The sequence below is a fragment of the Flavobacterium procerum genome, assembly GCF_042431625.1.
Taxonomy (GTDB): Bacteria; Bacteroidota; Bacteroidia; order Flavobacteriales; family Flavobacteriaceae; genus Flavobacterium; species Flavobacterium procerum.
The window spans coordinates 664,517-682,481 of the sequence record NZ_JBHLYW010000007.1 but is presented as its reverse complement, the minus strand read 5'-3'; the positions used below and the strand labels follow the sequence as shown (position 1 = coordinate 682,481).

At 33.4% G+C, this 17,965-nt stretch carries 14 protein-coding genes; 10 read left to right on the top strand and 4 right to left on the bottom strand.

The genetic code is table 11. The annotated features are described in order from the left end of the window. Positions 1–29: 29 nt before the first annotated feature. Both ACFFLS_RS08630 and hutH read right to left on the bottom strand, forming a co-directional pair. Positions 30–674 carry a DUF47 domain-containing protein gene (locus ACFFLS_RS08630; protein WP_091491116.1) on the bottom strand — a complete coding sequence of 215 codons (645 nt, stop codon included), beginning with the start codon at positions 672–674 and terminating at the stop codon, positions 30–32. Positions 675–722: 48 nt separating this feature from the next. Continuing rightward, entirely contained in the window at positions 723–2,237 is a 1,515-nt protein-coding gene (hutH, locus tag ACFFLS_RS08625; RefSeq protein WP_379686155.1) for a histidine ammonia-lyase, read from the bottom strand. Between the two features lie 568 nt (positions 2,238–2,805). Between hutH and thrA the strand changes: the two genes are divergently transcribed. From thrA to ACFFLS_RS08595, 6 genes are all read left to right on the top strand, one after another. Then, positions 2,806–5,253 (top strand): bifunctional aspartate kinase/homoserine dehydrogenase I, encoded by a 2,448-nt coding sequence (gene thrA, locus ACFFLS_RS08620; RefSeq protein WP_379686154.1) that lies wholly within the window; start codon positions 2,806–2,808, stop codon positions 5,251–5,253. A 125-nt stretch (positions 5,254–5,378) separates the two neighbouring features. After that, a complete protein-coding gene (locus ACFFLS_RS08615) occupies positions 5,379–6,302 on the top strand; it encodes a homoserine kinase (protein WP_379686152.1) in 924 nt (307 codons plus the stop codon). Between the two features lie 508 nt (positions 6,303–6,810). Beyond that, on the top strand, positions 6,811–8,100 hold the full coding sequence (thrC, locus tag ACFFLS_RS08610; protein WP_379686150.1) for a threonine synthase: 1,290 nt from the start codon (positions 6,811–6,813) through the stop codon (positions 8,098–8,100). Between the two features lie 250 nt (positions 8,101–8,350). Continuing rightward, positions 8,351–9,670: an AAA family ATPase gene (locus ACFFLS_RS08605; protein WP_379689296.1), complete on the top strand. Its 1,320-nt coding sequence runs from the start codon at positions 8,351–8,353 to the stop codon at positions 9,668–9,670. 332 nt (positions 9,671–10,002) lie between these two features. Next, positions 10,003–11,019, top strand: a complete 1,017-nt coding sequence (locus ACFFLS_RS08600; RefSeq protein WP_379686149.1) for a hypothetical protein — start codon at positions 10,003–10,005, stop codon at positions 11,017–11,019. 58 nt (positions 11,020–11,077) lie between these two features. Beyond that, positions 11,078–11,473, top strand: coding sequence for a hypothetical protein (locus tag ACFFLS_RS08595; RefSeq protein ID WP_379686147.1), 396 nt, complete (start codon positions 11,078–11,080; stop codon positions 11,471–11,473). A 442-nt stretch (positions 11,474–11,915) separates the two neighbouring features. Here the strand turns inward: ACFFLS_RS08595 and ACFFLS_RS08590 are convergent, their stop codons facing one another. Next, positions 11,916–12,686, bottom strand: a complete 771-nt coding sequence (locus ACFFLS_RS08590; RefSeq protein ID WP_379686144.1) for a hypothetical protein — start codon at positions 12,684–12,686, stop codon at positions 11,916–11,918. A gap of 286 nt (positions 12,687–12,972) precedes the next feature. Here ACFFLS_RS08590 and ACFFLS_RS08585 point away from each other — a divergent pair, with 286 nt between their 5' ends. The 3 genes from ACFFLS_RS08585 (at position 12,973) to ACFFLS_RS08575 (ending at position 15,715) form a co-directional block, all read left to right on the top strand. Next, complete coding sequence (locus tag ACFFLS_RS08585) at positions 12,973–14,505, top strand: S10 family peptidase (protein WP_379689294.1); 1,533 nt, start codon at positions 12,973–12,975, stop codon at positions 14,503–14,505. A gap of 91 nt (positions 14,506–14,596) precedes the next feature. Beyond that, a complete protein-coding gene (locus ACFFLS_RS08580; protein WP_379686142.1) occupies positions 14,597–15,184 on the top strand; it encodes a hypothetical protein in 588 nt (195 codons plus the stop codon). A gap of 24 nt (positions 15,185–15,208) precedes the next feature. Continuing rightward, entirely contained in the window at positions 15,209–15,715 is a 507-nt protein-coding gene (locus ACFFLS_RS08575) for a GNAT family N-acetyltransferase (protein ID WP_379686141.1), read from the top strand. Between the two features lie 259 nt (positions 15,716–15,974). Here the strand turns inward: ACFFLS_RS08575 and ACFFLS_RS08570 are convergent, their stop codons facing one another. Next, a complete protein-coding gene (locus ACFFLS_RS08570) occupies positions 15,975–16,547 on the bottom strand; it encodes a Crp/Fnr family transcriptional regulator (protein ID WP_379686139.1) in 573 nt (190 codons plus the stop codon). 233 nt (positions 16,548–16,780) lie between these two features. On the opposite strand from ACFFLS_RS08570, the gene ACFFLS_RS08565 reads away from it, so the two are divergent. After that, the gene (locus ACFFLS_RS08565) at positions 16,781–17,899 is read left to right on the top strand and encodes a pectate lyase family protein (protein ID WP_379689291.1); all 1,119 of its coding nucleotides are present in this window, start codon (positions 16,781–16,783) and stop codon (positions 17,897–17,899) included. Positions 17,900–17,965 lie beyond the last annotated feature (66 nt).

Sequence of the window (17,965 nt, the reverse complement as noted above, 5' to 3'; positions counted from 1 at the left end):
AAATTATAACTTCAGAATGAAAAATTGAATTAAGAATGTTTTACAGAAATAGATTCTAGTATGTTCGCAACACTCTTACATTTGTCTGTTGCTGATTCTAAAACAGATAACACTTCTTTATATTTAATGATATTTTTAGCGTCTGTTTCGTTTTCAAAAATTTCAAAAACTGCTTTGTTATAAACGTTATCCGATTTGTTTTCTAGCTTGTTGATTCTAGCACACGCATCTTTAATAACTTTAAAATTCTTTAAGTTTCTCAACTCTTTTACCGCACTGTCAATGTTTTGACAAGCTTCAAGGTTGATTTCTGTCATCTTTCTGATAGATTTTGTAATCTTATCAACTTGATATAATCTCATACGGCTTGATGCACCATGAAGGTAATCTGCAACGTTGTCTATTGAAGTAATTAACGTATGGATGTCTTCTCTATCAAATGGAGTGATGAAGTTTCTGCTCAATTCCAAATTGGTCTGACGCGTAATATCCTCACCTTTTTGTTCTAATTCGTCAATCTTTTGAAAAAGAATTTCTCTTTCTTTTAATGGTAAATTTACAGCTTCGTGTAAGTTAGAAGCTAATTCAATTAAATTGCTTGAAGCCTCTTCAAAAAGTGGAAAGAATTTTTTGTCTTTCGGCACTAAAAATTGGAAAATACTGTTTATTGACATTTTTATATTTTTGATAGTGCAAAATTACTTCAATAATATTTTACAATGTTAAGCCATTGTTAACAAATCGTTTTCTATTTGAAAACTAGACAGGAACGAAATTGTATTTTCGATATCAATATGTAAGATTCTATCCTCCTTTACCAACGGCACAACTTCTCTGTAACTTCCTAAAAACATTTCGATGAAATCACTTGATTTTAAAGGTTCTCGATACGCAATTGCCTGAGAAGCATTTAATAATTCGATAGCTAAAATGCGCTCTAAATTATCTAAAATTCTTAAGGCTTTGGTAGCACCGTTTGCTCCCATGCTTACATGATCTTCTTGACCGTTGCTGGAAACAATACTATCAACACTTGAAGGAGTTGCCAATTGCTTATTCTGGCTTGCAATACTTGCGGCAGTATATTGCGGAATCATAAGTCCTGAATTCAGTCCCGGATTATCAACCAAAAACGCAGGAAGATTACGCAATCCCGAAATTAATTGATACGTTCTTCTTTCAGAAATACTGCCCAATTCTGCCAAAGCAATTGCTAAAAAGTCTAAAGCCAAAGCTAATGGCTGACCATGGAAATTTCCGCCAGAAATAATCTGATCGGCCTCAATAAATATATTTGGATTATCAGTCACAGAATTTATTTCTGTTTTGAATACTTTTCGAACGTAATCAATCGCATCTTTTGAAGCACCATGAACTTGAGGCATGCAACGGAAAGAATACGGATCCTGAACGTGCTTTTTTTGCTGAACGATAATTTCGCTTCCATCCAAAAACTCTGTGATTCGCTGTGCAGTCACAATTTGCCCCTTGTGCGGACGTATATAATGTATCAATTCATTAAAAGGCTCAATTCTTCCATCAAAACCTTCCAAAGAAATAGTTCCTATCAAATCTGCCAAATAAGAATATTTATAAGCTTTAATTAAAATATGCGCTCCATAAGCACTCATAAACTGCGTTCCGTTCAACAAAGCCAAACCTTCTTTTGATTGCAAAACAATTGGTTCCCAGTTAAAATGTTTTAAAACTGCTGCCGAATCTGTTATCTTTCCTTCAAAAAGGACTTTTCCCTCTCCTATTAAAGGTAATGACAAATGTGCTAAAGGTGCTAAATCCCCAGAAGCTCCAAGAGAACCCTGCGTATAAATTATCGGTAAAATATCATTATTGTAGAAATCAACTAAACGTTCTAGAGTTTTTAATTGTACTCCTGAATGTCCATAACTTAGAGATTGAATCTTAAGTAAAAGCATCATTTTTACGATTTCTGAAGGAACTTCCTCCCCTGTTCCGCAAGCATGAGATTTCACTAAATTCTCTTGAAGTTTAGACAAGTTTTCATTAGAGATTTTCACACTATATAGAGATCCGAAACCGGTATTGATTCCGTAAATCGGCTCAGAATGCGAAATCATTTTTTTATCTAAATAATCACGACACTTCTGAACATTGACTTTTGCCTCTTCTGATAATTCAAGCAACTTATCAAAGCTTATAATTTCGTGAAGCGTTTCTAAAGTTATAGTCTCTGTACTTATATAATGAACGTCTCTCATGGTGATTTCAAATTTTAAAACGCCAAAATTCAACAAATCAACATTAAAAAGCAACAATTTATCACAATAATTAAAATATCTTAAGATGTAATTTTAACTATTGCTTAATTTATCAATGCTAAAAAACGGCCAATAGCACAATTTCAAACTCATTTTTATCTAAAAATCAATTCTTTGATCAGTATAAAACAGCTCTAAAGCCAATCTGAAATATACTAAAACCTCAACTTAACATCTTTAATTTTGACAAATGCTCAATATCGAATAGTAGAGATTTGAATTATTAAGATATTCGTAAAAAGGCTTTTGGAGTTTTTAACTTTTACAAAAAGCTGTACTTTTGAAAAATCAAAAATGAAAAATAACAGCATAAAATATCAGTCTACGATTATTACAGCTCCAACTGAAGCTGCAATTGCTGTTATTACAATTTCTACTACAACAACTACTACCCCTTAGGGGTATACATTTTTACATATAATCCGGTTTGTCTATACTTTTTTCGCGAAAGAAGAAAGGTAATGGATACATGAAAACTATTGCATTCAAAAAAATAAAAATATCAAAAATGAAAGTATTAAAATTTGGCGGAACTTCTGTTGCCAATGCTCAAAATATAAAACTCGTTCTAGAAATTGTTGAACAAAAAGCAAAACAAGACCAATTGGTTGTAGTAGTTTCAGCTTTAAGCAAAGTAACCGATTTACTTCAATCTGCAGCCGCAAAAGCAGCCGCAAACGACGAAAGTTTTAGAGAGGTTGTAGCCGAAATCGAGAAAAAACACCTTGATACACTAAAAGAATTGATTCCGGTAAGCGAGCAAAGCAGTCTCTTGAGCCACGTAAAAAGAATCATCAATCATTTGGAAACTTTACTTGACGGATGTTTCCTTTTAGGTGAATTGTCTCCAAGAACTGCAGATACTATTTTAAGTTTTGGCGAATTGCTTTCTTCCTTCATCATTGCACAGGCGTTTCAGCAAATCAACAAAAATGCAGTTTACAAAGACAGCCGCGAATTGATTAAAACTGACCATAATTACGGAAAAGCAACTGTAAATTTTGACTTATCAAACAATCTGATTCAGGAATATTTTGAACATAATGACAACCAAATCAATATTTTACCAGGTTTTATTGCACAAACTCCTGACGGAATTACTACTACTCTTGGACGTGGCGGTTCTGATTATACAGCAGCTATTATCGCCGGAGCACTTAATGCCGAACAATTGGAAATCTGGACTGACGTAAACGGAATGTTTACTGCAAATCCTAAGATTGTAAAACAGGCAAGACCTATTGCGACTATTTCTTATCAGGAAGCAATGGAATTGTCACATTTTGGTGCCAAAGTTTTGTATCCACCTACGATTCAGCCGGTTTTAAGAAAAAATATTCCGATTTTAATCAAAAATACTTTTGAGCCAGAAGCTGTTGGAACTTTAATTTCAGATACAGTTGTTTCAAAAGATACAGTTGTAAAAGGAATTAGTCATATTGATCATATTTCGCTTTTAACTCTTGAAGGTCCGGGAATGATTGGTGTTGCAGGCTCGTCAAGACGTTTGTTTGAAGTTTTGTCTCAGGAAAAAATCAACGTGATCTTTATCACACAAGCTTCTTCTGAGCATTCTATTTGTATCGGAATTTTGAATTCTGATGCCAATAATGCCGAAGCTGCCATTAATAAAGCTTTTGAAATCGAAATTTCACAAAACAAAATCGATCCTTGTTATGTAGAAAAAGATCTTTGCATTATTGCTTTGGTTGGCGAAAACATGAAAAACCACCAAGGTTTAAGCGGAAGAATGTTCAGCACTTTAGGAAAAAATAACGTAAACATTCGTGCCATTGCGCAAGGTGCTTCTGAAAGAAATATTTCGACTGTAATTAACGAAAGAGACGTTAAGAAAGCATTGAATACTTTGCACGAAAATTTCTTTGAAGAAAACACAAAACAGCTCAACTTATTTGTAATGGGAGTTGGAAATGTGGGTGAAAAATTCATCGAGCAAATCCATAACCAGAAGAAATTTCTAAAAGATGTTTTAAAAATCAATGTTCGCGTAATTGCTTTATCAAACTCAAGAAAAATGCTTTTTGATGAAGACGGAATTTCTCTAAAAGACTGGCAATCGACTTTGGACAAAGGCGAAGAAGCAATTCCAACTGAATTTATCGCTCGTGCCAAAGAACTGAATTTACGCAACAGTATTTTCGTAGACATTACAGCAAATGCGGGCGTTTCTGACCTATATGAGAAATTTTTAAAGGAAAGTATTGCGGTTGTAACTTGCAACAAAATTGCTTGTTCATCTGCTTACGACAATTATAAAAAACTAAAAAGCTTATCGCGTCAATACAACGCTCCTTTCTTGTTTGAAACGAATGTTGGTGCGGGATTGCCCATTATCGATACGGTAAAAAATCTTATTGCGTCTGGCGATAAAGTACATAAAATTCAAGCGGTTTTATCGGGAAGTCTGAACTTTATTTTCAACAATTTTGATGAGAATAATTCTTTCCATGATGTGGTAAAAGAAGCCGGAGTTCAAGGATTTACAGAACCAGATCCAAAAATCGACTTAAGCGGTATCGACGTTGCTCGTAAAATCCTGATTCTTATTCGCGAAAGCGGTTACGAAATGGATATTGACGCGATTGCAAACGAATCGTTTTTACCAGCAGAATGTCTGTCAACAACAAACAATGAAGACTTTTTCGCATCGTTAATCAAACATGCTTCTCATTTTGAGGGCATTTACAAAGAAGCTCTAGCCAAAGATTCAAGATTGAAATACGTTGCACAATTCGAAAACGGAAAAGCAAGCGTTGGTCTTCAGTTCATTCCAAAAGATCATCCTTTCTACAATTTAGAAGGAAAAGACAATATCGTGTTGTTCTACACCGATCGTTACGTAGACCAGCCTTTATTGATTAAAGGAGCCGGAGCCGGAGCAGCTGTTACGGCATCAGGAATTTTTGCAGACGTGATACGCATTGGGAATGTATAGCCGCTAAGGCACTAAGACGCTAAGTTTTTAAGTTTTTTTATACTTAGCATCTTAGAAACTTAGTATCTCAGAAACTATAAAAATAAACTTTGTGACTTTGTGCCTTCGTGGCAAAAACCAAAAAAATGAAAGAAATAAAATTATTCTGTCCCGCTACAATTGCCAATCTCTCCTGCGGATTTGACGTACTCGGCCTTTGCTTAGACAATGCGGGCGATGAAATGATTGTTCGAAAAGTCAATCAAAAAGGAGTTCGAATCACTAAAATTGTCGGTGCCGATTTGCCTTTGGAAACCGAGAAAAACGTTTCTGGAGTTGCTGCCTTGGCAATGCTTGAAACTTTAGACGAACTAGATTTTGGATTTGAAATCGAAATTTACAAAAACATAAAAGCCGGAAGCGGAATTGGAAGCAGCGCGGCAAGTTCTGCCGGAGCGGTTTTCGGAATTAATGAATTATTAGGAAGACCGTATTCTCGTAAAGATTTGGTTCAGTTTGCAATGCAAGGCGAGAAATTAGCCAGCGGAAATGCACATGCCGATAACGTTGCTCCTGCCCTTTTAGGCGGATTTACGTTGGTAAGAAGTTATGCACCTTTAGACATTATCAGAATTGACAGTCCTGAAGAATTATATGCAACAGTTGTTCACCCTCAGATTGAATTGAAAACTTCTGACGCCCGTTCGGTTTTAAAACAAAACGTTTCCCTGAAAAGCGCTATCATGCAATGGGGAAATGTAGGCGGATTGGTTGCAGGTCTTTACACCAAAGATTACGAATTAATCGGACGTTCGCTTCATGACGAAATCGTTGAGCCTTTACGAAGTGTTTTAATTCCAGGATTTGACTTAATCAAACAAACAGCTTACGAAAATGGTGCATTAGGTTCTGGTATTTCAGGTTCCGGCCCATCTATTTTCGCTTTAAGCAGAGGAAAAGAAACCGCCGAAAAAATTGCCAAAGCCATGAGCGACGTTTACGAAAAAATGAATTTACCGTATGAAATTCATGTTTCGAAGATTAATCCTGATGGTGTCCGCATTTTGTAAAATGTGAAATGTGAGATGTATTAAGCAAAAAGAATTAAGTATTAAGACAAAGTTTGTCAGGCTGAGCGGTCCCGAGACTTCGGGAGAAGCCCACGCAAAGTACAGACACAATACAAAACCGTGCAGTTTGTCATTTCGACGAAGGAGAAATCTCCACGAGAAGCTCGACAAAGTACAGACATAAAGTACAAACACAAAACATACACATGTAGTTTGTCATTTCGACAAAGGAGAAATCTTCACGAGAAGCTCGACAAAGATTGACTTATTGTAACGGAGTTACTTGCGAAGATTTCTCCTTTGTCGAAATGACAAAAATGCTTAAAAATAACTATTGAATAAAAAATATTACCACAAAGCTTTGCGAACTCTGCGTTTTCAAAAGAAACAATTCCTTTGCGCTCTTTGCGGTTAAACAAACACAAACCATTGGAATTTGGAATTTTAGCATTTGGAATTTACCCTCCAAAAAATCTAAAATCTAAAATCTAAAATCTAAAATTTAGAAATGAAATACTACAGTTTAAACCATAATGCCCCAAAAGTTTCTTTTCAGGAAGCTGTTATACAAGGATTAGCAACTGATAAAGGATTATATTTCCCGGAAAGTATTACACCGCTTGATCCTTCTTTTTTTGATAAAATCGAAAGTTTAAGCCACAAAGAAATTGCCTTTGAAGCGATTCAACAATTTGTTGGAGACGAAATTCCAGCAGACAAACTAAAAGAAATCATTGCAGAGACTTTAGTTTTTGATTTTCCGGTGGTGAAAGTCGAAAACGGAATCTATTCGTTAGAATTATTTCACGGGCCTACAATGGCGTTTAAAGACGTTGGAGCGCGTTTTATGTCGCGTTGCTTGGGATATTTCAATAAAGATAAAAAAGACGCTAAAAATACCGTTTTAGTAGCGACTTCCGGAGATACAGGTGGAGCTGTTGCCAGCGGATTTCTAGGCGTTGACGGTGTTGATGTTGTCATTTTATATCCGTCAGGAAAAGTGAGCGATATTCAGGAAAAACAATTAACCACTTTAGGGCAAAATATAAAAGCATTGGAAGTTGATGGCGTTTTTGACGATTGTCAGGATATGGTAAAAAAAGCGTTTTTAGATGAAACTTTAGCGCATAAAAACCTGACTTCTGCCAATTCTATTAATATTGCACGCTGGTTACCGCAAATGTTTTATTTCTTCTTTGCTTACAAAGCGTTGAAAAGCCAAAACAAACCTTTAGTTTTCTCTTGCCCAAGCGGCAACTTTGGGAATATCTGTGCCGGAATTATGGCAAAGAAATTAGGCTTGCCAATTGAGCATTTTGTAGCGTCTACAAACGTAAACGACACCGTGCCAAGATTCTTAGAAAACGGAAAATACGCCCCAAAACCTTCTAAAGCAACAATTTCAAACGCCATGGACGTTGGAAACCCAAGTAACTTTATTAGAATTCAGGAATTGTACAACAATGATTTAAAAGCTTTCGAAAAAGACTTTTCTTCTTATAGCTATACCGATGAAGAAACGCTTGAAGCTCTAAAGAAAATTTATAACACAGATGGTTATATCGCAGAACCACACGGCGCTGTTGGTTATTTAGGTTTGAAAAAAGAATTAGAAAAACACCCTAACGCGATTGGTGTTTTCTTAGAAACGGCACATCCTATAAAATTCTTAGATGTTGTGGAACCAGCGTTGGGAATTACACTTCCTATTCCTGCTCAAATTGAGAGTGTTATTAATGAGGAGAAAGTTAGTGTGAAGATTTCTAGTTATGAGGAATTGAAGAATTTTTTGGGGTAAAAAACATATGATAAATGATTAAAGCGAGTAAAAAAAATTACTCGCTTTTTTATTGCATTACAATTAATTATTTTGAATTAATATATAAAATATCAAGTACGGAAATCCGTAAAAATTGGCAAGAAAAAATATATATATTTGAAAATAAAGAAAACAAAACAAACTTTCGCTTATCTTACCCTATTCAGGTGTATATACGAAAGTTTGTTTCGCATATAAACAAGTTAGGTGCAATTTGTAAAAAAGTATAATGAAAAGAAAAATACAAAAGATAGAATTTAAAAAAAGTGAAGTATTTAAAGACGATTCAAAGCTTACTTTTTTTGATGAAAATAGTACAGAAGTTGAAATTCCTAAAATAATTTTTCTAGTAGGAAATAATGGTTCGGGTAAAACATCAATACTAAATTACTTGTATAACGGATTAGCCGAAGGTAAGCAAGGTTATTATGGTAGTACTGAATTAAAAAAAGGAACTAAATTTAATCTTTGGATTACTAATGAAAACCCTGAGATTGAAGTAATTGTTGAGCAATCAGGAATTAGAAGTAGTAAATATCCAGAAAACATTAAGATTATTTTCGATGAAGTCAATACTACTTTTAATATTGAAAAGATTACTTCCGTTACTGCATTAACAGCAGATGAAGATATTAACCCAAAAGAAAGAGCCTCTGACCTCGGAAAAATGATACCTCAATTATTAGCTAATATTAAAGCCGAAGATGATGCTTATATAGCTGATTACATAAGCGAGCATAATAATATTCCCAACTATACTAAAAAACTAGATCGTTTTACAAATGCCTTTGATAAAATGTACGCGGGAACAAAAAGTTTCAAGAAAATATTAAATGAAGATGGTGAGAAAAAAATAATATTTATTGATAATTTAGGAAATGAAGTTAATATGAGTTCTTTTTCAACTGGTGAAAAACAAATTGTTTTTCGCGTCGGTAATTTATTAAAAAACCTAAATAATTTAGAAAACGGTATAATATTAATAGATGAACCTGAAACAAGTCTTCATCCAAAATGGCAACGAAAATATATTGAATTTCTTCTAAACACATTTGAGGGCTTGGATATTCAATTTATTATTGCTACCCATTCACCATATATTCTGCAAGGAATTAAGGAAGGCGAAAGTATTGCTATTAAAATTGATAGAAATAAGATAGATGAAAATGGAAATAATATTTTAGAAATTGGAGAAAAAATTGGTTATTATCCTCATAGCTTAAAAAACCCAAGCATAAACCTAATAAACTACCTAGCTTATGGAATACTTGATGAACTTTTACATATTGAATTATTTACTGCTTTAGAAGTGAAAAATAATGTCAATTATAATGCATTAAAAAGTATTTTAAATAATAACACTACTATACCTCAAAAAAATCACACGGCAACAGTAAGATATGGTGGAATAAATATTGGAGACACTATAAGTGAATCTTTACCCGTTTTTATTAGAAATTCACTACATCATCCCGACGAAAGAGCAAGAAGTTATAGTCAAGAAGAATTGGAAACATCAATAAACATAATGCTTGATTTAATTGAATAAAAACTGCACCCCTGCTCTCCCGCTAGCGCGAGCGTCTCGCTAGTGAACACAAAGAAATTCAAAAACCAATTGGAACGTACACGAGCGGGACGCTCGCGCTAGCAGAAGATGTTTTTGAATATCTTTCCATATTTTTAAACTTTTGTGTAAACCTATTCTAGGACAAGACAAGAAATTCAAAATTCAACTTGTAATTACTATTCTCTTTTTATATAATTCAAACCATAAGTTGCGCTAATTTTTTAATGCAAATTGTGGTTTTTATTTTAGTTGTGAATTGTTTTTTTGCGAGTTAAATTGATAAATTTGATTACTAATCATTTTCAATCCAAATGAAAAAAATAATTTCTCTTTTTATTTTTGGCTTATTTATTTCTTGCAATAAGGAAAAAATCGACTTACCACCACTTTTAGAAAATACTTTACCTTCTTCTTCTGAAATGCCATTTAATTTAATTCTTTCAGAAAATAAATTCCCCAACAAAATCAAAAAATTTTATCAAATACAAAATCAAGACACTCTAAATATTCTTGAATTTGATAAAAACAAAAATCTAATCTTCAAGTATTACAAACAGTTTGTAAGTGAGAATTGGAATGGTAAATTTCTTTATATGATAGAAGCAAATGTCTATAATGAAGGTAAACTTGTAAAAACTTATTATTTACATTCAAACATTGAATATGAAGTTTTCGAATACACTTATAATGGTGATAATATTACTGAATTAAAATCTTTTTTACTTGGATATTTAAAAGGTTATAATAACAACCCTCATTTGCTTATAAAAGAAATTAAGAGTTATCAAGCCTGCATCAGCTTCATAAAAAAAATCGAAAGCAACAGTAAAAAAAGACCAAACTATACGATTAAAAGAGAATTTTCTAAAAATGAAATTAAAGAATATTTTAATTCAAATAATATTCAGGATGATGGATCATACAAACTGTACATATTAAATGAAAAAAATAAAATTCAAAAAATAGAATATTATGTAAAAAATAAAAAATGGGACACAAATACAAAATATTTTGTGTACAACAATTTTAACAACTTAAAGAAAACATACTCCTTAAATAAGGATAAGGATACTTTAAGGAGCACTGAATACCTATATAAAAATTCAAATAAAATCATAATTAAAAAAGAAAATAAAATTGAATTTTCAAGGAAAGAATTTTCAAAAAACACCCTTACAAAATACAAATATCAAGGAGCAGACAGTTCTTATTACGGTGTTGAAGATTATTTATTAGATAAATTTGAAGTTCCTGTGAAAATAATCAAAAAAACTCAAGAAATTGATACAAGTTATAATTTGAAAAATTATTACGAATTTTATAAATAATTATTGTTTTCCTCCAGCTAGCACTAGCACCTAAGAACCAAAAATAAAAAAAATTATTATGAAGCTTTGCACATTGTTTTTTTCAATATATCTACTTTGTACATTTCATGAAATCAAAGAAAAGAAAGAAGAAAATCCTATTCTAGGAAAATGGAAAGTTTCTGGATTGTTTTGCTCTGAAAGAGATGAAGTTCCTAAAGGTTTTTCGTTTACTTTTTTAGAAAATGGAAAAGGCTATCTAGAGAATGAAAAAGTAATAGAAAAAGAAACTTTTATTTGGCAGACAAATTCAGACACACTGAAACTGAAATTCGAGCGTGAAAGTGAACTAAAAAACGTGCTTTTTAAAAAGGATAAATTTCTTTTTAGAAAGTTTCCTTATAATAAAAAACATATTGAATTACGATATTTAGATTTTAAAGAATGTGGTGTTGAATTAGAATTTATACAATAAATATATTAGGGCGCTCTCATTAGCAACTGAAAATAAAAAAAGAGACCTCATCAAAGTTCTCTTCTCAATTTAATATATCTTTAAAACCTAAAAAACAATATCAAAATCATGAGTGAAACATACAATTTTGAAAAATTTGAAGTCGTTAAAAGTCTAATCAGAATTTCATCTTGGTTTTTAATTTCAATATTGTTATTTGCTGTAGTTTTCACTTTGCTTTTTACCGGATTCGAAAGTTATTCTATTAATTACTGCATAATCTTTTTATCTCTTTTCACATTGTTTTTCAACACTATAGCCTTACTTGTAATTTCTATTTTATACAAATTAAAGAAAGAAAAAGTATTTCACAATATTAAAAAAGAATCAATCTTATTTCTGGTTTCTTTGGTTTCTCTAATGCTTTTAAGCTTTACAATACATTTAAAATATTAAAAAAAAATCACTTCTTAGTCCCCAACAAATACAAAATCTTTGTAGGTCCCGATTTTACACGTCCAACTTCCCAATTAAAGTTTTCTTTATTGTTTAGATTAGAAACCAAGACATTCATTTCGTCCACTGAATAGGTTCTTAGAGAAGAAACGACGCCGTCCCAAAGAATCAGAATCGGCACAATCGGAATAATATAAGTAAAAATAATTCTGCCAATATGAAACGGCCTTATAAAAGGTGTTGTGACTAAAACACTGAACGGCGAAAAAATCATCGCCATAATACTGCGGAAGCTTCTTTCCTGCCCTTCAAAAATCGCAATCGAACTATTGCTGTCAACAGCATTCTGCAGAATCTGCTGAGCGTCTTCGGGTTTAAAATGATGTAAGGATAAAAACTGTGTTCTCAATCCGTTTAGGTTTTCGGGAACGTTTCGAGCATCAATCGGTGTTTTTATAAATTCAAAGTTGTCTACTTGTTTTTTAGTATGCTCAAAAGCGGGAATGTTCGGAAAATAATCAGTCAGCAGAATTTTTAGGTTGGGGTTGCTTTTTCGTAATTCTTTGTTCAGCCAAATCAATCCGCCGCCACCGCCAGAACCTAGATCAATTATTTGATTGGTATTGGCTTCTTTTAAGCCTTTTTCAATTATGGGAACAATGCCTTTGTACATTGGTGTTTTATTCGAGAGAAACTGCAAAAAGTCCGTTATATAATTTCTAATAAACTCCGGAAGCCACTGCTGATCTTCAAATTCGAATAAATGTATTCTGCTCATATCTTTTTAATTTTCGATTTACAAAATACAATAATTTTCTCGAGACATTTCGCTTTGAGAAATTAAAAAATTATAAGAATCACGATTTACTTAAAAAGAATCCTCTTGTTTTGACCTAACGTAAACCAACTGAACTTAGTAGCATTTTCATACAAATAGTTTCCTACCTCTTTAAGACTAAAAAATTAGCACTCTCTATTTTTTTTATATCTTTAAAAACTCTAATTCTACTTTCTAAATTAGAATATTCAAATTTCATCATTAAAATAATACCTTCCCGAATTCTATGAAAAAAACATTAATTTCATTTCTTTTAGTTGGATTTTTTACTGTATCCGCTCAGGAATCAAAACCAAAAACGGCTATTGCGCCTCCCGTAGCAAAAGAAGAAAACTCTCCTGCCAACCTTACTTTTAACCCAGATTCTCAAGTCACCACCAATCATACAACGACCATAAAAGGTCAAAAAGTATCGTACAAAGCAACAGCAGGCACTATGCCGGTTTGGGACGAAGACGGAAAAGCAATTGCCGGATTATTTTATACCTACTATGAGCGTTCTGATGTAAAGGATAGAGATTCTCGCCCTTTAGTGATTTCATTTAATGGCGGGCCTGGTTCTGCTTCAGTTTGGATGGAGATTGCTTATACAGGACCTAGTTTGTTAAATATTGATGATGAAGGATATCCTGTGCAACCTTACGGAATAAAGGAAAACCCTTATTCTATTTTAGATGTTGCCGATATTGTTTTTGTAAACCCTGTCAATACTGCTTACTCAAGACCAACAAGCAAAGATATTCCTGCTGCTAAATTCTTTGGCGTAAATGCTGACATTAAATATTTAGCCGATTGGATCAATGGTTTTGTAACCCGATCTAATCGTTGGGCTTCACCGAAATACTTGATTGGAGAAAGTTATGGTACGACTCGAGTTTCAGGATTGGCGCTTCAGTTGCAAAACAATCAATGGATGTATCTTAATGGAGTAATTTTAGTGTCTCCAACCGATTTAGGAATAACTCGTGGAGTTGTTTCTGATGCCGCTCTAAAATTGCCTTATTTTGCGGCTACTGCCTGGTATCATAAAATGCTTAGTTCTGACCTTCAAAACAAAGATTTAACGGCTATGCTGCCAGAGGTTGAAGATTTTACCATAAATGAACTTCTTCCTGCGCTGAGCAAAGGAGGATCTTTGGAGGAACAAAAAAGAAAAGAAATTGCGGTTAAAATAGCACGTTATTCTGGGATTTCAGAGAAGGTGATTCTACAAAATAATCTAGACGTTCCTTACGATTATTTTTGGAAAGAATTGTTAAGAGATAAAGGCTATACAATAGGAAGACTTTACTCTAGATACAAAGGAATTGACCGTAAGGACTCTGGTGAAAGCCCAGATTTTAATGCAGAACTTACTTCTTGGCTCCATTCGTTTACACCTGCTATAAATATGTATGTTCGTAATAATCTTAATTACAAAACTGACTTTAAATACAATATGTTTGGTTCTGTACATCCTTGGGACAAATCGAACAATCGAACTGGCGAAAATCTAAGACAAGCTATGGCACAAAATCCGTATTTACATGTCATGGTACAATCAGGATATTATGATGGTGCTTGCGATTATTTTAATTCTAAATACAATTTATGGCAAATGGACCCAAGCGGAAAACTAAATGATAGAATGTCATGGAAAGGCTACAGAAGCGGTCATATGATGTATTTAAGAAAAGCCGACCTAGAAACTGCAAATGAAGACATTAGAACATTTATAAAACAATCCTTGCCTAAAGCTGGAGAACCTGCAAAATATTAAATCTAATCATAAAAAAAGCTACATTACGATTTTTGCAAATTAAGTAAATCCTTTTCCTGTGGCTTCGTTTTTCATCAGCAATACTAAAACTATGAACAAAATATATTTGTTATTATCACTAATTCTCTTAGTGTCGTGCCAAGAAAATAAATCGAATGCCAGAGCTAATGAAGAGCCGAAAGCACTACAGGAAAAGAGTATAAACTTAGGAAGATTAAAAGGCGAAAATGATTTAGTAGATGATTTGTACCAAGAACTCGTAGACAAATCTCCCGAGTTAAAAGCTTTAGAAACCGAACTAAATCAATTTACTCCAACCGATACTTTAAATCTCTATTTCAACTACGACCAAAAGTCAAGTGATTATTATCGCTCTGCAAAAAATCACGCAGATTTGATTACTGATAGTATAATGAAGCAGAAAATTTTGAAGTTGATTGCAGATAGTGAAGAAAAATATACTTCTAAAAAAACAGCACTAAAAGCTTTAGTAAAAACGATCAATCAAAAACAAAACAATATTTATGATTATCATCATACATTGAAAATCATTTTAACGCTTCCGCTGATGGAAAAATACCAAAACGAACATCTGCCGAAAAACGATCCTTTCCAAAAAATGATTAATAAAGAAAATCAGTTACTTGAAAAAGTCAAACAAAATACTCCAAGTTATTAATTGGAAACCCTATTATTACAAACCATGATTACAAAAGCATTACTCGAAGATATTCCAGCATTAGTAGCCTTGATCAACTCGGCGTACAGAGGTGAAACTTCTAAAAAAGGCTGGACAACCGAAGCACATTTACTGGAAGGAAAAAGAACTGATGAACAGGAAATGACTCAAATCTTTCTCAACCCAAAAAATACGATTCTGAAATTTACAGAAAATAATGCCATTATCGGTTCGGTTTTATTGGTTGAAAAAGAACCTCAATTGTACCTCGGAATGCTTACGGTTTCGCCAGAACTTCAAAATGGCGGTATCGGAAAAAAACTTTTGGCTGAAGCCGAAAACCACGCTAAATCTTTAGGTTTGTCGAGTATTATTATGACCGTTATTTCGGTTCGCGAAGAGATTGTCGCTTGGTACGAACGTCATGGTTATAGAGATACAGGCGAACGTGAGGCTTTTCCGGAGAGCGATATTCACACTACAGTTTCTGAAATTCCATTGGAGTTTATTTATTTGGAGAAAAGGCTTTGATTTTTTTTTTGCCACTAAGGCTCTAAGTTTTTTTTAATCTCGCAAAGTCGCAGAGACGCAAAGAAAAATAAAACCATGTAAGTCATATAAGCTCATTTTAGACTAAGCTTAAATTATCTTACATGACTTATATGGTTAAAAACAAACTTTGCGCCTCTGCGACTTTGCGAGATTTTTTAAATGACGAGAAAAGCACTGCGGTGCGTCTCTACAGAAAAACCTTTGTCACTTTGTCTCTGTGAACCTTTGAACCTCTAAATTAAGAAACCGTTCTCTTAATCTTGGAAAGAAATTCATGAGAAACACCCAGATACGATGACAGATTCTTGTTGTTTATCGAACTTATTTTCTGCGGATAACGTTCTTTAAAATCAAGATAGCGCTGTTTGGAAGTTTTGTTCAGAACATCCAAAAGGCGTTGCTGTATGGCAACATTCGCACGTTCTATCATGAGAACATGAAACTTAATTAGTTTCGGAACGACTGCAAACAAATAGGCTTTTTGCATTTTGTTGATCACCACTATTTCACTGTCTTCAATTGCTTTGATGTTGTAAGTGGTTGGCTTTTGGTGATAAAAACTTTCCAAATCGCAGATCCATTCGTTTTCAAAAGAGAAGAAAATCACGGTTTCAGTTCCGTTTTCGTTTAAGATGTAGGTCTTGAATGAACCTTTCAAAATAAATCCTTCATAACTGTTGTTTGAATTCTGAATCTGCAGGAATTGATTCTTTTTAAGCTTAATGAGTTCAGCTTTTGAAACAATAATCTCCCATTCCTCATCGGTGAGCGGAATCTTTCGCTCGATGTTTTGTCTAAGTAGGTTGTACATTTTGTGGTTTTTGTTTGGAAATAAATTTGTTTTTTCAATTCATTATTAGTTAGGGGCTTAAATAATGTAATCGATTACGTAAAAATACGCTATTTATGCATTTTTGTAAATTTACAAGTGTTAAAAAAACATATTTCATAGATTTTTTTACAATAGTTTGAACTTGTTCAACTTTTTTCCTACAAATAATACTGAGTTTTGCGATGTCAAACTTTATAAATAACCAAACAATTATGAACTTAAAATCAAAACTTTCAATGTTCGCAGTAGCATTGATCTTCGGATTTGCAGCATGTAATTCTGAAGAAATTGTTTCGAATGCAGAAGCAGGAACCGAAACAACAAACGAAACAATAATTGATGCACCTGCAACCAATTTAACCGCTAAAGTTGGAAACTGTGCTCAGGTTCCAGGATGGGCTTCACAAAATGGAGGCACAACCGGAGGAGGTTCTTCGGCAGAAACAACTGTTACTACTTATGCACAGCTTAAATCGGCTATCGAAAGCGCTTCTGTAAAAGTGATTAAAGTTTCTGGAACGATTACAATTACGACTAGATTGTCGTTTCAGGATCAAACCGGAAAAACAATTTATGGTGCTAATGGCGCTAAATTGGTTTCAACGAATCAAACTAAAGATGGTTCTGGAATCATCAACATTAAAAGATGTAAAAACATCATTATCAGAAACTTGATTTTTGAAGGACCTGGCGCTTATGATACAGACGGATGGGATAATGCCATCTTAGACGAATGTACAAACGTTTGGGTAGATCATTGCGAATTTAGAGATGGTGTTGATGGAAACTTCGATATCAAAAACAAATCAGATTATATTTCAGTAACGTATTCTAAATTTCATTATTTAAAACCACCAAAAGCTGGAGGTTCAGGAGGTTCAGACGACCATAGATATTCTAACTTAATTGGTTCAAGTGACGGCGCGACAGCTGATCGTGGTAAATTAAGAATTACTTTTGCAAGATGCTGGTGGGCTCCTGGATGTAAAGAAAGAATGCCTAGAGTTCGTTTCGGAAAAGTACATATCGTAAACAGTTTCTTTAATAGTACAGTAAGCAACAAATGTATTGCAGCAGGAGTTGAAGCTGATATTCGCGTAGAAAGCAACGTTTTTGAAGGTGTAAAAAATCCAATCGATTTAATGAGTGGTTATACTGCAGTTACAGCAACTGATAATGTTTTTACAAATGTATCAGGAAATCAAGCCGGAAACAAAACTGCTTTTACGCCACCATATTCTATTGTAAAATTGAACAAAACTGCTGTTAAAGCTGATATTTCTGCCAATGCGGGAGCAACATTGGGAGGTAATATCTGTGGTTCTTTTTAATTAAAGCACGACAGCTCTAAAAATGAGTTAGTTTTTAGTTTTTAAAACCACGATTGCAGTGAATGC

Coding starts and splice junctions, on each gene's coding strand:
- ACFFLS_RS08595 (WP_379686147.1), top strand. CDS start 11,078: ATGAAGCTTTGCACATTGTTTTTTTCAATATATCTACTTTGTACATTT.
- hutH (WP_379686155.1), bottom strand. CDS start 2,237: ATGAGAGACGTTCATTATATAAGTACAGAGACTATAACTTTAGAAACG.
- ACFFLS_RS08590 (WP_379686144.1), bottom strand. CDS start 12,686: ATGAGCAGAATACATTTATTCGAATTTGAAGATCAGCAGTGGCTTCCG.
- ACFFLS_RS08585 (WP_379689294.1), top strand. CDS start 12,973: ATGAAAAAAACATTAATTTCATTTCTTTTAGTTGGATTTTTTACTGTA.
- ACFFLS_RS08575 (WP_379686141.1), top strand. CDS start 15,209: ATGATTACAAAAGCATTACTCGAAGATATTCCAGCATTAGTAGCCTTG.
- ACFFLS_RS08570 (WP_379686139.1), bottom strand. CDS start 16,547: ATGTACAACCTACTTAGACAAAACATCGAGCGAAAGATTCCGCTCACC.
- ACFFLS_RS08605 (WP_379689296.1), top strand. CDS start 8,351: ATGAAAAGAAAAATACAAAAGATAGAATTTAAAAAAAGTGAAGTATTT.
- ACFFLS_RS08565 (WP_379689291.1), top strand. CDS start 16,781: ATGAACTTAAAATCAAAACTTTCAATGTTCGCAGTAGCATTGATCTTC.
- thrC (WP_379686150.1), top strand. CDS start 6,811: ATGAAATACTACAGTTTAAACCATAATGCCCCAAAAGTTTCTTTTCAG.
- ACFFLS_RS08600 (WP_379686149.1), top strand. CDS start 10,003: ATGAAAAAAATAATTTCTCTTTTTATTTTTGGCTTATTTATTTCTTGC.
- ACFFLS_RS08615 (WP_379686152.1), top strand. CDS start 5,379: ATGAAAGAAATAAAATTATTCTGTCCCGCTACAATTGCCAATCTCTCC.
- thrA (WP_379686154.1), top strand. CDS start 2,806: ATGAAAGTATTAAAATTTGGCGGAACTTCTGTTGCCAATGCTCAAAAT.
- ACFFLS_RS08630 (WP_091491116.1), bottom strand. CDS start 674: ATGTCAATAAACAGTATTTTCCAATTTTTAGTGCCGAAAGACAAAAAA.
- ACFFLS_RS08580 (WP_379686142.1), top strand. CDS start 14,597: ATGAACAAAATATATTTGTTATTATCACTAATTCTCTTAGTGTCGTGC.